Annotated in this window: 11 protein-coding genes; 7 read left to right on the top strand and 4 right to left on the bottom strand. The window is 63.6% G+C overall.

All coding sequences use genetic code 11. From position 1 onward, the window contains the following. Positions 1-29 precede the first annotated feature (29 nt). Positions 30-1,211, top strand: coding sequence for a glycosyltransferase family 4 protein (locus tag GE027_RS03655; protein WP_153555826.1), 1,182 nt, complete (start codon positions 30-32; stop codon positions 1,209-1,211). Next, the gene (locus GE027_RS03650) at positions 1,208-2,086 is read left to right on the top strand and encodes a glycosyl transferase family 90 (RefSeq protein ID WP_153555825.1); all 879 of its coding nucleotides are present in this window, start codon (positions 1,208-1,210) and stop codon (positions 2,084-2,086) included. Before GE027_RS03655 ends, GE027_RS03650 begins: the two co-directional genes overlap by 4 nt. 36 nt (positions 2,087-2,122) lie before the next feature. Here GE027_RS03650 and GE027_RS03645 read toward each other — a convergent pair whose 3' ends face one another. From GE027_RS03645 to GE027_RS03630, 4 genes are all read right to left on the bottom strand, one after another. After that, on the bottom strand, positions 2,123-4,462 hold the full coding sequence (locus GE027_RS03645) for a serine/threonine-protein kinase (RefSeq protein WP_162006558.1): 2,340 nt from the start codon (positions 4,460-4,462) through the stop codon (positions 2,123-2,125). A 545-nt stretch (positions 4,463-5,007) separates the two neighbouring features. After that, positions 5,008-5,886 carry a glycosyltransferase family 2 protein gene (locus GE027_RS03640; RefSeq protein WP_153555823.1) on the bottom strand — a complete coding sequence of 293 codons (879 nt, stop codon included), beginning with the start codon at positions 5,884-5,886 and terminating at the stop codon, positions 5,008-5,010. Next, positions 5,883-7,052 (bottom strand): glycosyltransferase, encoded by a 1,170-nt coding sequence (locus GE027_RS03635; RefSeq protein WP_153555822.1) that lies wholly within the window; start codon positions 7,050-7,052, stop codon positions 5,883-5,885. Before GE027_RS03635 ends, GE027_RS03640 begins: the two co-directional genes overlap by 4 nt. Then, positions 7,049-8,134, bottom strand: coding sequence for a glycosyltransferase family 4 protein (locus GE027_RS03630; protein ID WP_153555821.1), 1,086 nt, complete (start codon positions 8,132-8,134; stop codon positions 7,049-7,051). Before GE027_RS03630 ends, GE027_RS03635 begins: the two co-directional genes overlap by 4 nt. Before the next feature lie 362 nt (positions 8,135-8,496). On the opposite strand from GE027_RS03630, the gene GE027_RS03625 reads away from it, so the two are divergent. The 5 genes from GE027_RS03625 to GE027_RS03605 all read left to right on the top strand — a co-directional run bounded on the left by GE027_RS03625 (position 8,497) and on the right by GE027_RS03605 (position 14,423). Beyond that, a complete protein-coding gene (locus GE027_RS03625; RefSeq protein ID WP_153555820.1) occupies positions 8,497-9,960 on the top strand; it encodes an MATE family efflux transporter in 1,464 nt (487 codons plus the stop codon). Between the two features lie 500 nt (positions 9,961-10,460). Beyond that, entirely contained in the window at positions 10,461-11,093 is a 633-nt protein-coding gene (locus tag GE027_RS03620; RefSeq protein WP_153555819.1) for a class I SAM-dependent methyltransferase, read from the top strand. After that, the gene (locus GE027_RS03615) at positions 11,090-12,574 is read left to right on the top strand and encodes a RecQ family ATP-dependent DNA helicase (protein WP_153555818.1); all 1,485 of its coding nucleotides are present in this window, start codon (positions 11,090-11,092) and stop codon (positions 12,572-12,574) included. The genes GE027_RS03620 and GE027_RS03615 overlap by 4 nt, the downstream gene beginning before the upstream one ends. A gap of 46 nt (positions 12,575-12,620) precedes the next feature. Continuing rightward, positions 12,621-13,640: an SDR family NAD(P)-dependent oxidoreductase gene (locus GE027_RS03610; protein WP_153555817.1), complete on the top strand. Its 1,020-nt coding sequence runs from the start codon at positions 12,621-12,623 to the stop codon at positions 13,638-13,640. 9 nt (positions 13,641-13,649) lie between these two features. Beyond that, entirely contained in the window at positions 13,650-14,423 is a 774-nt protein-coding gene (locus GE027_RS03605; protein ID WP_202617320.1) for a rhomboid family intramembrane serine protease, read from the top strand. The last annotated feature ends 62 nt before the right edge of the window (positions 14,424-14,485 follow it).

Here is a 14,485-nt window from a genome sequence, read left to right as displayed (position 1 = left end):
CAGCGATGCTTTCTTTTCTGAGGTAATCGATGGTCAAAGCGGCCCTCTTAACGCCGAACCTGACGATGGGCGGCGCGGAAATGTGGATCGTGTCGCTGGCCTCTTCGGCCGACCCCGAGCGGTTGCAGTGGACCGGTGCGGTGGTCAGCGGCTGGGGCGGATTGGATCCGTACCTGTGCCGGCGTTTGGCGTCGCACGTAACGGTTCACACCCACGATGGAGGCTGGAATCAACAGCCGGGAGCGGCACGCTTGGCCCAACGCTACTTCCACGACATCCACGAGCACTTCGGCGACGCCATTCGGGCGGCCTGCCGCGACGCGGACATTCTGGTGGCCTGGGGTGGCGTCGACCCGCGCCGGTACGCTCCGGATCTGCGGATTCCCGTCGTGCAAACTTCGCACACCACCGAGCCGGCTCGGCCTGATCACAACGGCTTTGCCTCGGCCCAGCATCTTGCCGCGGTATCCGAAGCCGCTCGCGTTCACTTCCGCTCGGCCGCCGCCGCTGATCACGAGATCCAGGTCCTGTACAACGGTGCCGATCGGGCGCGTTGTCTGCCCCTGGAGGGACGCGGTCGAATGCGGCAGGCGTGGGGATTGGCAGACGAAGATATCGCGGTGGGGTATATCGGCCGGCATTCCGCCGAGAAGAACCCGCAAGCGGCGATCGAGGCGGTTGCCCGGCTGCCGGAGAATTACCGGGCGATCTACTACGGCGGACCGACCCCACGTGACCAAACCACGACCCAGCGCTTGCGCGACCTCGCACAAGAGATTGCGCCGGAGCGAGTGCGGTTTCATCCGTCGGTTGAACATATCGGCGACCCGTTGGCCGGACTGGATGTATTCATGTTGGCCAGCCACCGCGAAGCCTTCAGTCTGGGGTTGATCGAAGCCTGGATCGCGGGCGTACCGGTGGTGGCGACCGCCGTGGGGTCGTTGCCGGAGCTGCAGCAGCGCTATGGCCAATTGACGATTGAGGTACCGCTGGACGCTTCGCCCAGCGAACTGGCCGACGCCGTGGTGCGGGCTCACGGCGAACCGGGCCGCGACAACGCGCGGCGGGCCCAGCAGATCGCCGTGGAGCACTTTACCAGCGAAGCGATGTGCAGCCGCTGGGCGGACTACCTCGAGGAGATCGTCTCGCCCAGCCCCAGGCGGCGGTCCCGCAGTTCACGCCGTTTCGCTTCGCTCCCGACGTCGCAATGAATGATTCGACCGTGTCCGCCGGAGAACTGCCTCGAACCGTGGCCCTGCCGCCGCCGACCATCTTCGACTGCGAATTCAACGCCGGCTATTGGAAGTATGTTCGCGGCACGCTGACGGCGCTTGCCAGCCGCGTTCGCTGTCAGATCTCCGACGGCTTGGGAAAATTGGGATGGAGCAGTTTCGAGATTCGCGTCGATGGGCAACCCGTCGCCATCGACTATTCCGACTACCTATTGGTCGACGAATTGTCATCGGCCTACGCCCATTGGCTGCGTTTTCATCACACGCCGGCCTTCGTTCCTTTTCCGAACCTCGGTTCGTTTCCGCCTTGGAGTTTCTGGGATTGGCAGCAGTACGAGCGGGCTCGGCAATCCTTGCGATACACGGCCGCCGGCGATGCGATCATCTACCGTCATTCGTCTCTGGAGAATCGTTTGCCCAATGTGGTCGAGCGGCGGCGGCGAGCCCTGCGATTACTCCAGGCGGCCTGTCCGGAGCGTTTGCAAACCGGCTTCGTACCGCAGGATCAGTACTTTGCCGAGTGCGCCGCGTCGTTGGCCGTGGTGCACATACCGGGTTCGCATCCTCACATCCTGGACCGCAGCGTACAGCAGATGTTTGCTTTGGGAGTGTGCGTGATCAGTCCCGATCTGTGGTCGACGTGCTTGGAGCAACGGCCGCAGGCCGGCGTGCACTACGTTGGGATCTTGGACGATTACTCGGATCTGCCGGAGAAAGTCCAGTGGGTGGCGGACAACCGGCGACAAGCCGCGGCGATCGGCCAAGCGGCGAAAGCGTTTTTTGCCGAGCACTGCACGCCGGAGGCGATCTGGCGATACATCCATCGCCGCGTTCACGGCCGGTCGCATCATTGAGCCGTTTAGGCGCCGGCAAGCTAGCCGGTCGGCGGTTCAATCCGGCGGTGTGACCGCGTCCGCGTCCAGGGAGAGGAATTCCGGCAGACGCCACAGGGTCAGCGTGCCGTTGTTACAGCCCACGGCCAAGTGTTCGGCCGCCGCATCCACGGCCAAGCTGTCGATGTGGTAACGGGTGGGCAGTCGCAGCACGCACTGGACCGCGGCGGTGTCCCAAACTTCGCACTGCGAGCCGCGGCCTCCGATCGCCAGGTAGGACGAGTTCGGTAGATAACACAACCTCTGGGGGACGACAAACTCGATGCGGTCGTGCAGCGTGGCGTCGGCGGTTTTCCACAGCAGCACTTTGCCTTCGTGGCTGGCCGAGGCCAAGGTTGTTCCGTCGGGTGAAAACTCGATGTCGACCACCCAGTCGGTGTGTCCTTGCAGGTCTCGCTGGACGCCGCTGGTCGTGTCGTACAACGTCACCTCGGCCTGCCGACCACACCACGCCATCCAGCGTCCGTCGGGGGACATCGCCACGTCGTACAGGGCATCGCTGCGGTGCGCGATCAAGACGTCGTCGACCGCGTCCTCGTTCCAGTCGGATCGCCAGACATCGCCGTTCCAGTCGGTGGTCAGATAAGCCTGTTGGTCGGGCACGCGAGCCAGTCCGGTCAAGCCGGCGGTTCGCTGGACGATGTCCTCGAGGGCGCGACCATCGTCGTGGGCGTGCCGACGCAGCCAGCCATCGGCGCTGGCGACTACCAGATGCGGGCCGGTCGGATCGAACACCACTTCGTCGGCCGATGCGCTACTGACCGAGACCGTGTGGATCGGTTCGGTGGGATCATTCAAGTCGTACAGGCACAGGCGACCTTCCTTGGACACCGCCGCCAACCGGTCCATGCCGGCCACGAAGGTCAGGCCGTGAACCGTATCGCTCATCCCGTTCAGTGAGCGCGGCGGGTGTGTGGGGCCCGAGGGCCCAATGACGGTCATCGCCGGAGCGACCGTCTCGGCCGGAGTACCATCGTCGACGGTACCATCCGCCGGCAAAACACCCTCCGGCAAAACACCCTCCGGCGAACCACCGTCGGGCAAAACACCCTCTGCCGCGACCCGATCGGCCGGCAGAGGTGGCCGACGGGCGGGCGGATCGGCCAGCATCCACAGCGCTGCGCCCAGGACGACTACGGCCACGGCCGCAAAAGCCCATCCGACCAGCGCGCTGTTGGAACGCTTCCTGGACCCAGCCGCAAGCGGCATGTGGAACGTACGGGTTTCGGCGTTGCTGTCCGCACCGGATCCGGCTTCGTCCAGGGGCAAGTCGATCGGTTGCTGTTGGCTGGCCACGATCTGCGAGTTGGGTGGATGGGCCGCCAGCCCGCTCGCGAAACCTCGTTCGGCCAAACTCCGCAGGTCGCCCGCGGCGATGATCGACAGTTGCTCGGCGATCTCCGGCAAATCGACGACGCGGCGGTCGGGGTCCTTGCAGACCATTCCGGCGATCAACGCCGCCGCCCGCTCGGGAACATCCGAGCGTTCCTCGCGGATGTCCGGGAACTCCGCATCCAGATGGGCTCGCAGTTTGGCCAACGAACCGCGGTACCGTTTGCTGTACGGGGCATGGCCGGCCAACAGACAGTAGAACGTGCATCCCAGGCTGTAGACGTCGCTCCGCCAGTCGACGTTGTGGCTGTCCTTCCATTGTTCGGGCGCCATGTAGTCGACCGATCCCATGGTTTCGCCAAAGGAGGTGAGTTGGTCGTTCTGATCGTCGCGCAGTAGCGCCAGTCCCATGTCGACCAGTTTGACCGTGCCGTCGCGGGTGAGCATCAAATTGGTGGGTTTGATGTCGCGGTGGACCAGTTCGTGCTTTCGCAAGTGTTCCAGCGCAACGGCAGCTTGGGACACGATCGTGCAGGCTTCGCTGACCGATAGGGGGCCGAGTTTGCGGAGCAGCTCGCCCAACTGGACGCCTTCGATAAACTCCGTGGCCAAGTACTGGACGCCGTGTTCCTCGCCGGCGTCGTAGGCGTGCAGCACGTTGGGGTGGGATTCCAGCCGGCCGATCGCTTTCATCTCGCGCAGAAAACGCTCCATCGCCCGGGCATCGAACCGCAGATTGGGCGAGATAACCTTCAACGCGACCTGTTTGTTCAGGGCCCGGTGCATGGCCCGGTAGACCATGCCCATACCGCCGGCATCGATCGCTTCGATGATCTCGTAGCGTCCAAACTGGCTGCCCGGTTGCAGGGGGCAGGCCAGCAGCTGCGAAGCTCCACCGGCTTCGGCGCCCGCAGCAGGTTTCGAGGAACCGTCCGGTTTCGCGTCGTCGGAAGCGAAACGGTCCAGATCGCGTACCGTGTCGTCGTGTTTGGAGTCATCCGACATGAACGAGGTCCGGCGAAGAGGGCGACGAGAAGCAGTCAAGACGTTCCATTCTAAACCGCTCGGCCTCTGCGGAGGTAGTCGGCGTGGTCTCGCGGAGGTAGAGGCGCCCTCGTAGCTGAACTCGCCAGAGTTTGGGACGCATGCCGGCGCTCCGCGATTCGGGAACGTCCGTTCCCGCATATAGAATCGTTTTCTCTCCTCTCCCACCACTGCTTCACTCGCTGACGCTCGCGGCGCAGCGGGGGAGAGGGGAGAAAACATTGCCTTCTACCGCCCGGAGAGGGTTTTCGTAGGGCCCTCCCCGGGCCTAAGAGCCCGACCCTCCCGCTGCGCGGGAGGGTGTTGTCGCGGGGTTTCACCGAAAGATTCATGCCGACGTACATAGAATCCGCCGGAGTCAGAAAATCTCAAATCTCAAATCAAGCACGAATACGATTCGCCACTCGCCCCTCGCCCCTCGCCCCTCGCTACTCGCCCCTCGCCACTCACCACCCAAAGTCTGGCGACTTCAGCTACGGCTCTCGTGCCTTCGCCTGGGGTGGAATTCAGAATCCGGCCGGGGTTAATGTCTTGGCTTGCTCGACCTGGTCGGGCGTCGGGTGCGCTAGGACGTCCAGCTGATCCCGCTCGGCGTCGAAGGCGATCAACCCCAACTCCGCGAAGGCGTCCAGCCACGACCGCATCGGCCACTCGTCCCATTTTTGGCGAAACCGCCGCGCGTTGCGAACGATGGCTTCGAAGTGGTTCAGCGGCGGTTTGCAGACGGCATGGTGTTGGTGATAGGCCACCGCGTCGACAAAGCCGAATGGGATTCCGCACTGTTTGGCCGTGAAGGCGAAATCGGTGTCTTCGCCGCCGTAGCCATCGAAGGAGTCGTCGAAACCACCGCTGCGAGCAAAATCGGTTGCCGTCGTCGCAAAGCACAGCGACCAAAATAATTCATACCGGTCGCTGGCTTCGCACTCGCCCGCCGGCAGAACGGGCTGCAGGGGATGACGAACGGCGCGGCCTGCCAATTGATCCAGTTGCCAATCGCCATCGCTTGCACCGGCCGGCAGGTACCGGGGACTGCCCATCCACAATCGCGGGTCCTCCTCCAGCACACGATTAAACCGAACCAGCATGTCGGCATCGGCGATGCAGTCCACGTCCAGAAAGATTAAATGCTCGTTCTGGCAAAGCTCCGCCGCGTGGTTCCGAGCTCGCGCCAGGGGCAGATGCCGGCCATCGCCGTCGATGCGGGAGGTGCGGATCGGCAGGCCGTCGACGGCCGGCAGGTCGACGTCCTGGTCCATGCCGACGATGATCCACTCGGCCGGCCGATGCGCCGACTCTAGCCATCCCCGCCGTTGATTCAGCAGATGTTGTTGGCGGCCGCGAACGATGGTCAGGACGCTGATCGGGAGGGGGCGCGGTTGGTTCATAGTTGAATACGGGTTCCCTGCAAGCGTTGTTGTCGTGACCACGCGGCCCAGCGGTCCAGGCAGGCGGCCGCTTGGGCGGCGCCGTCGCCCGCGTAAATAGCATCCCATTGTTTGGGATCCAATTGGTTCGCTTGGTCGATCAGTGCGGGCCACTGCTCGGCTGGGGGCCAGGCCTCCAGCCCGATGGCCAACCGTTGCTGCTGCAGCACGGCGGCTTTGCGCTGCTGTTCCTCGAAGGGACGCGGTTCGGCGATGGCAATGAACTTGGCTCGCGCCCGGCCCGCTTCCATGACGCTGTTGTGTCCGGCGGCCGTGACGACCACGTCCGCCGCGTGCAGGTACGCCGAGACGTTATCCACCCAGCCCGCGAAACGAAGGTTCGCAGGCAAAGCCGTCTGGTCACTGGGACCTTCCTTGCCGACCACCACCCACTGGTAATCGGGAACGGATCGAGCGGCTTCGATCAATCGCTGCTGCGGATCACCCTGGCCGCCACGACCAAACAGGACCACGATCGTCGGCCGCTCGAACTGCTCGACTTGCTCGGATCGATCGACTTGCTCGGATCGATCGACTTGTTCGAACCGATGGACTTGCTCGGATCGATTGGGCGCGGCAGCCGGGTTGGAGGCGTGGTTGCAGAAGCCGTCCAGGTAGACCGTCTTGTCCTGCACCCACCCGGGCGTGATCGCATCTTCCATGATTTTGGGAAAGGGCGCAAGTAACCGCACGGCGGCCGCGTAGGCATTCAGGTGCGCCGGGTCGTCGCGGCGGCCGTGTTGTCGCATCACGATCTGCGGGATGGAAGCCAGGCGAGTCAGCAGCGAGATCTCCGCCGAGACGTCCACCACCATCAAATCGGGCCGAGCCGTATCGAGCCACTGCGTGTACTGCCGCACGCGCCGCGTGATGTTGTCGCACCACAGCGGAGCAAAGTGCAGGGCGGGGACTCGATCGGCGCACTCGAGCGACTCCTGGTGCACGTCGTCGTTGTCGCACGCCAGGTCGACGACCTCTCGCACCAGAGCGCGATTCCAGTTTTGCTGCACCGTGCGGCTGCTCAGGACGGTGGCCGGAGCCGACAGGTGGGCCAGGATGGCTTCGGTCCGCTGTTTGTGTCCCAGGCCGTGGTAATGCACATAGAACCCGATGTGCGGACGCGTCATGCCGCAACCCGAACCGGCAACTGCTGATACAGACGCTCGTAGTCGGCCACCATGCGGTCAAAGCCAAAGCGGCGCTGGATCGTGCGGCAACAGGAATCGCGATCCAGTTGCAAACAAGCGGTGATGGCACGGGCCAGTCCCGGGACGTCGTTTGGGGCGGCCAGACGCCCCACCGCGGCATCGACGATTTCCGGCAGTGCTCCGCGAGCGAATCCGGCGACCGGTGTGCCGCACGCCGCCGCTTCGGCGACCACCAGCCCGAATGGTTCATCCCAGCAGGGCGTGACCAGGGCCACCGAGGCGCCGCGGATCAGGTCTCGCAAACGTTCGTGACGCTGATGGCCGTGATAGTGGTCGCCGGTTCGCAGCAGTGGCCGAACACGATGTTCGAAATAGTCGGCGTCACAAATCGGACCCACGACGTCGATCGGCAGCCCCGCGCGATGAGCCGCCTCGATGGCCAAGTGTGTGCCTTTTTCCGCCAGGATGCGCCCGAACCATACCGCTCGTTCGCTTCCTGCGGGGCGTTCGCCGGATCGGCCACAGGCTTGCCAGAACTGGGTGTCGACACCGTTGTGGATGATGGTCTGCGAGGGGATCAGCGGTCGCCAGGACGCGGCGTTGGTCCGCGAGATGTTGACGAAATCGCCGCACCGCTCGGCGCGGCGACTGCGCAGTTCGCTGGCCAAACGCGGCAGAACGGGCACGTGCACAGTGGTCAGCAATCGGCTCGGCAGGATCCCGGCAAAGCGGAGGGGCAGGGGACTGAGCGAATGGTTGTGGATGACGTCGTAGTCCGACTCGCTCAATCGAATCATCAGCCGGCTGTAGGCATCGTCTTCGACGTCCTCGATCCAGTGGTGGTCCACCGCGCCCAGTCGGCGTTGGCTTTCGGGCACCGTCGCATGCTCGGTAATCGGCACCAGAGGCAGGCTGGGGTCCGAATCGCCAGCGGCAAATAAATCCACATCGTGACCCCGGCGACAAAGCGCTTCGACGAACGCCTGCGTGAACGATTCCAGCCCTCCGCTATGGGGTCTGGCGATCGGAAACTTGAGGTGTCCAATGATTCCAATCTTCATCGCCGAAAGCTCCGAATGCCAGGGATATGCAGTGTTTTACAAAATCGCGTCCAATCCGCTCCGCTGGGCAAACCAGCGGGCCGACGGACGCGTAGAACTGGCGGAGCAGCGAATGCAAAGCCCGTGCCAGCGGGCTCAACGCGGCTTTGCGGGAAGCGGGGGAGTACGCTCGCTAGGGGTCGTAACCAAGCCGCAGCGCTGAACGCGATCGTTTGCCCGGTCCAGGTACAGAGCCCAGTGGTGCAGCAGCCGATATGCGTTGCGAGCCCAGGGCATTTTTTGATACAGCGGCGTTCTCCGAAGCGTTCGGCGCGAACTCACTCGACGCAACATGCTGGACATGTTGATAACTCCTACGCCCCATGGAAGTGCGGACCCGACCTGTGGATAGGCCTGCAAAAAACGGGCCGTCGCCCCGGCGGCAGCGCCCGCCGAGCGATGCGTATGGCTATCGTGCCATCCTCGCGGTAGCCGTTCCTTTGGCGGCCACGGTTGGCTGTTTTGCGATCACGCTCTTCACCGACCGAACGCTGTTGATGTGGTACGGGCCGACCTCCTCGGCCGCTTCGGTTGCCGCGGGCAATCTGTACTGGGCGATCGTGTGCATCCCGGTCACCGCGATGGGATTCATCACACCATTGGCCTCGCAGGCTCTGGGCCGCCGGCGGGGACGGGGCCGCACCGCGATTCGGGTGTGGACGTTGATCTGGCAGTGTGTTTGGATGACGTTGGCCTGTCTGCCGGCGTTCGCATTGTTGGCCTTTTTCAGCCGCTGGATGTTCGAAGCGTTTGGGCATCCGGCCGCCCTGGCCGGCGAGGAAGCTCGCTATTTCCGCACCCTGTTGTTGGTGGCTCCGGCGTCGATGCTGGAAGCCGGGCTGACGGCGTTCTTTGTGGGACGGCGGATCACGCGGCCGATCCTGCGAGCCAATATCGCCAGTTCCGTGCTGAACGTCGTGCTGGATTTCTGGTTCATCTTTGGCGCTCTCGGCGTTCCCGCGATGGGGGTCTTCGGGGCCGCCCTGGCCACCGCCCTGTCGATGTGGTTCAAAGTCGGCCTGTTCGTTTGGTTGTTGGTGCGACTGCAATCCTTTGGGCGGCATCGCGGTGCCAGTTGGAAACCGAACCTGGCGGTGATGTTCGAGATCATCGGTCCGGGCTCGACGCTGGGAATCCAGCAATTGGTGCGTTCGGGACTGTTCAGTTTCGTGTTGGTCGCGATCGGTGCGGCGTCGGTCACCGGCTTGGCCGCCACCTCGGCAGCGCTCAGCCTTTATCAATTGTTGTCGATTCCCGCGATCGGACTGGCCACCGCCCTGACGGTGGTTACCGGTCAAGCGTTCGCCGCGAGCGGTTTGCAGCAGGTGCAGCAGGTGGTGCGGCGCGGCTTGGTGATCGGCTCGGTCGTGGCGGGCGGATTGGCCCTGTTGTTATTGATCGTGCCCGATCTGCTGCTGGAGGTCTCGCTCGGCGGGCTCACGGCGGCCGAGCGTGCGGAGATCGAACCGCTGGCCGTGCGACTGCTCCGCTTTGCCGCCGTGTACGCCGTGGCCGATATCGCGGCACTGCTTCTGGCCGCCACCATCAAGGGGCTCGGTCGAACCACAGTGATCCTGGTGGCGACCGCATTGAGCGGCTGCCTGGCCGTGTCACTGGGCTGGTGGTTGGCCCCACCCGAAGAGGCCGCCGCGGCGCATTGGTGGAGCGTCCTGGTGGGCTGGGCGGCGCTGCAAGCGGTCCTGGTTGGCTACGCTACGTTTCGGCTGCTCCGCCGTCGTCACCGCACCGCGGCCTCCGCGGCCTCCCTCGCGCAAGCCGCCAGCTAGGCCCAAGAGCCGGAAGCATTCCGCGGTAACGCTTCACGACAACGCTTGCTAGTTGCGAAGCAACGACCGTCGACAGCCTGGGATGCAAATCCCAGGTCGGCGACAACCCAACCCATTGAAAGTCGCGAAGCGACGACAGGTGGCTCAAGCCACCTGTCGTCGCTTCGCGACTTTCGAGACATTTTGAGCCTCTACCTCGGATTGGCATCCGAGGCTATCAACTGCCATCGCTTCGCGATTCAGCGCAGCTAGCGTCGACACTTCCTACTCCTACTCGTACTCGTACGCGTACTCAGGGCACAGCCCGGTACCCGTACTCGGCTCGCGGCCCGGAGAAAGAATTACCGCGCCAATTCGCCCCCCATCGCTTAAACGGTACCGTTTTTGCGAATGCGTCAAGGCGTTCTCTCGGGTGAGCCGCCGCGGGGGCCGTGTGGCTTCGCGATCCGGTCGGCCATTGACCTCCCAACCAACCCTCCGGGGAAACCTGCGGATCCTTTATGAATACGCACGCTGCCAAACTGCCCAACCGTTCTTTCTGGCACCGGGCCGCCGCGGTATTGACCGCCTGGCTGAAAGCTCCCTCGCAAGTCGCCTCGGTATGTCCCAGTTCCCGCTGGCTGCTGCGCGCGGTTGCCGATCGCGAGTGCGTTCGCCAAGCCAAAACGATCGTGGATCTGGGGCCGGGCACCGGCGGAACCAGCGCGGCGTTGTTGGCCCAGGCCGGCGGCGATTGCCGGTTGTTGGCGATCGAGAAAACCGCGGAGTTCATCCACTCGCTGCGGGCGATCGACGATCCACGCTTGGACGTGGAACTGGGCGACGCGGCGGAGATGGAGCGGTTGTTGCTCGTGCACGGCATGACCGCGCCGGACGTGGTGGTTTCGGGAATTCCGTTCTCGTCGCTGCCGGCCGACACGGCTCGGCAAATCATGAAAGCGGTCCACCGCAATTTGGCCGACGGCGGCACTCTGATCGCCTATCAGTTGCGCGGCGACGTTGCTAATTACGCCGCCGAGTTCTTCGGTCCTCCGGAGACGGTTCAGTGGGTTTGGCCGAACCTGCCACCGCTGCGCATCTACACCTGGCGCAAGTCCGATTCGGCCGCTTCCACGACCACGGACCACTCATGAACGCCCTGAAACGACTTCGTTCACGCTTGATCGAAGATTTTGGTTTTGACAAGTTCCGTCCCGGCCAGCGACGCGCTTGCCGCGCGGCGATCGAGGGCCGCGATACGGTCATCCTGATGCCCACCGGCAGCGGCAAAAGCCTGTGCTACCAGTTGCCCGGTTTGGAGCTCGAAGGGGTGACGGTGATTGTCAGCCCGTTGATCTCGTTGGCCGAAGACCAAGCGGCTCACATCGCGGAACTGGGCACGGCGGCGGCCATTCTGAACAGTTCCAAATCCGCCAAGCAGATCGCGAAGTTTCGTGAGCAGATTCGCAGCGGCAAGGTGGAGTTTGTGTTCACGACGCCCGAACGCTTGCAGCGGTCGGATATCTGTGAACTGCTGGCCGAAGTCGGTGTCGATATGTTCGTGATCGACGAGGCCCACTGCGCCAGCCAATGGGGGCACGACTTTCGGCCTGACTACCTGTGTTTGCATCACGCCCGCCAGCGGCTGGGCAACCCGCCCATCCTGGCGATGACGGCTACCGCCGCACCCAAGACGGTTGCGGAGATCCTGCGCACTCTGCGGCTGAGCGATCCGGAGATCGTCTCGACGGGCGTGTATCGGAAAAACCTGCGACTGGAAGTGCAGGGCTGTGACGACCAGGCAGACAAGGACCAGCGACTGCGCCGGTTGCTTGTTCGGGACGATTCGTTGGAATCCAACCAGCCGGCGATCGTCTACTGTGCAACCACCAAGACGGCCCGCCGACTGGCCCAGCAACTGGACGACTTGCCCATCCCGACGCTGTGTTATCACGGGCGGATGAAAAAGGCCGATCGAGCGGCCGCGCAGCAGGCCTTTATGGAAGGCCCGCCCGCGGTGATGTTTGCAACCAATGCGTTTGGGCTGGGAATCGATAAACCGGACATCCGCCGCGTGATCCACTATCAGATCCCCGGTTCGCTCGAAGCCTACTACCAGGAAGCGGGGCGAGCGGGCCGCGATGGCGAGCCGGCGATTTGCACCCTGCTGTACGATCCGGAGGACGTCGCGGTGCAGAAGATGTTTGCCGGCGGGAGCCTGGACGCGTCGCAGCTGCGCACCGCCCATCACACGTTGTGTCAGGGCCTCGAGCGCTGGGGCGAATCCGAAGGCAATGTCTCGCTGAGCGATTTGACGAAGATCAGCCCCGCGGGCCGGCAAACCCTGAAACGCTGTTTGCAGCAATTGGCTTCGCGAGGCGTTGCGGCGCCGGCCGGCCGCGGACGCTGGACGTGTTTGAACACGGAACTGGAGGATTCGGTCGCCGAAGCGATTGCCTCCGATGCACGTCTTCGTTCGGAAGACCGGCAGATCGCGCTGGAACGGATGGTGCGATACGCCACCGCCGGCGATTGCCGCTGGGCAACGATCGAAACCTACTTCGAAACCGACGATTCGGAATCGGAGCCGTGTCCCTGCGACAACTGTGGCCAGCGGACGCCCAGCGTCGCTTGAAACGAACGTCGCCTGATTCAGACTCTTTCCCGAGGAACCCGACACCATGCACGCCCTGACCAAACTTGCACTCGGCGCCGCCGGTACGATGGCCGCGGTCCAGTTGACCCGTCGTGTGGTTCGCAACCGTCGCCGCTTTGACTGGACCGGACGCCGCGTCGTCATCATGGGCGGTTCGCGCGGCCTAGGACTGGTTCTGGCTCGGCAACTGGCCCACCTGGGTGCGAATCTGGCGATCTGTGCCCGCTCCCACGACGATCTGCGGCGGGCGGCCGAAGAACTGCAAGCGTTGGGTGCCGACGTGTTCTGGCAGACCTGTGATATTCGCGATCCGGAGCAGGTCGAAACGTTTATCGATCGAGCCGCCCATCACTTCATCGGGATCGACGTGCTGATCAACGTGGCGGGGATCATCACCGTGGGGCCGCTGGATTCGATGAAGCAAGAGGACTTCGAGGATTCGATGCGGACCAATTGCTGGGGGCCGTTGGTCGCATCGCGGGCGGCGTTGCCCTGGATGCGGCGGGAGAACTGGGGCCGGATCGTCAACGTTGCGTCGCTGGGCGGCAAGCGAGCCGTGCCGCACATGTTGCCCTATGCCGCCAGCAAATTCGCCCTGGTGGGCGTCTCCAACGGCATGCGAGCGGAACTCAAACAGGAAAACATCTTCGTCACCACGGCCTGTCCCAGCTTGATGCGGACCGGCAGCCCGCGAAACGCCAATTTCAAGGGCCAGCACCGCGAGGAGTACGCGTGGTTCAGTATCGGAGATTCACTTCCCGGCGTCGCGATGGATGCCCAGCAAGCGGCTGCGCAGATTCTCGAGGCCTGTCAGCAGGGACGCGGTGAAGTTTTCATTCGGCCGCCCTGGAACGTTACCATTGCCCTGCAGAACATGTTTCCCGAAGTGACGCAGGAAGTCCTCGCCCTGGCGGCCGCGGTGATGCCCAAGATGGGTGGCATCGGCCGCGAGATGGCCAAGGGGCACCAGAGCGAATCGGCCTGGTCGCAGTCCGTACTGACCGCGCTGACGCGCCGAGCCGCTGCGGCAAATAATCAACTGTAAGACGCCCCCATGTTGTTTCCGATCAGCGACGACGACCGCGAAGTGACCACGGTCGCCTACGTGACCTACACGATCCTGGTGATCAACATCGCGGTGTTTCTGGTCCAGCTGTCGAATCCGGATTTGACCTATGGGTGGAGCGTCATTCCGCACGAGATCGTCACCGGCGAGGATCTGGTGGAACCGCAGGTGCGCACCGCGCCCGGCGGTCAAACGGTCACCATTCCGCAGGCCCCCGGCCCGTCGCCGATCTACCTGACCCTGCTGACGGCCATGTTCATGCACGGTGGCTTCGGCCACATCGCCGGCAACATGCTGTACTTGTGGATTTTCGGCAACAACGTCGAGCATCGTTTCGGGCACGTCTGGTTTCTGTTGTTCTATTTGGCCGCCGGTCTGGCGGCCAGTTTTGCGCAGATTCTATTTAATCCGGGCAGCATCATTCCGAACCTCGGCGCTTCCGGCGCGATCGCCGGGGTGATGGGAGCGTACCTGGTTTTGTTTCCCCGCAACCGGGTGAACGCCGTGTTCTTCTACACGATCGTCACGATACCGGCGGTGTTGGTGTTGGGGATGTGGATCGCGATGCAGTTCGTCAGCAGCGTCGGATCGATCGCAGCGACCAATGAAACGACCGGCGGCGTCGCGTATTTAGCGCACGTAGGCGGTTTCGTCGCCGGCGTGGCCGCAGCGGTACTGTGCCGCTTGACGGTCCGCCAGGAGCCGGACAACGTCCTGCGTCGTCAATACGACCGCGACCCCCACAGCCACCGCATGTGGTAACGGTTGTTGGTTGTTGGTTGTTGGTTGTTGGTTGTTGGTTGTTGGTTGTTGGTTGTTGGTTG

Origin of the sequence: Roseimaritima sediminicola (assembly GCF_009618275.1) — a bacterium.
In the GTDB taxonomy this organism is placed as follows: domain Bacteria; phylum Planctomycetota; class Planctomycetia; order Pirellulales; family Pirellulaceae; genus Roseimaritima; species Roseimaritima sediminicola.
This window is presented reverse-complemented; position numbering and strand designations above follow the sequence as displayed.

Bases quoted from the DNA above. Each gene is read 5' to 3' on its own strand.
- GE027_RS03620 (WP_153555819.1), top strand. From the start codon at position 10,461: ATGAATACGCACGCTGCCAAACTGCCCAACCGTTCTTTCTGGCACCGG.
- GE027_RS03635 (WP_153555822.1), bottom strand. From the start codon at position 7,052: ATGACGCGTCCGCACATCGGGTTCTATGTGCATTACCACGGCCTGGGA.
- GE027_RS03605 (WP_202617320.1), top strand. From the start codon at position 13,650: ATGTTGTTTCCGATCAGCGACGACGACCGCGAAGTGACCACGGTCGCC.
- GE027_RS03645 (WP_162006558.1), bottom strand. From the start codon at position 4,462: ATGTCGGATGACTCCAAACACGACGACACGGTACGCGATCTGGACCGT.
- GE027_RS03610 (WP_153555817.1), top strand. From the start codon at position 12,621: ATGCACGCCCTGACCAAACTTGCACTCGGCGCCGCCGGTACGATGGCC.
- GE027_RS03615 (WP_153555818.1), top strand. From the start codon at position 11,090: ATGAACGCCCTGAAACGACTTCGTTCACGCTTGATCGAAGATTTTGGT.
- GE027_RS03630 (WP_153555821.1), bottom strand. From the start codon at position 8,134: ATGAAGATTGGAATCATTGGACACCTCAAGTTTCCGATCGCCAGACCC.
- GE027_RS03625 (WP_153555820.1), top strand. From the start codon at position 8,497: ATGGAAGTGCGGACCCGACCTGTGGATAGGCCTGCAAAAAACGGGCCG.
- GE027_RS03655 (WP_153555826.1), top strand. From the start codon at position 30: ATGGTCAAAGCGGCCCTCTTAACGCCGAACCTGACGATGGGCGGCGCG.
- GE027_RS03650 (WP_153555825.1), top strand. From the start codon at position 1,208: ATGAATGATTCGACCGTGTCCGCCGGAGAACTGCCTCGAACCGTGGCC.
- GE027_RS03640 (WP_153555823.1), bottom strand. From the start codon at position 5,886: ATGAACCAACCGCGCCCCCTCCCGATCAGCGTCCTGACCATCGTTCGC.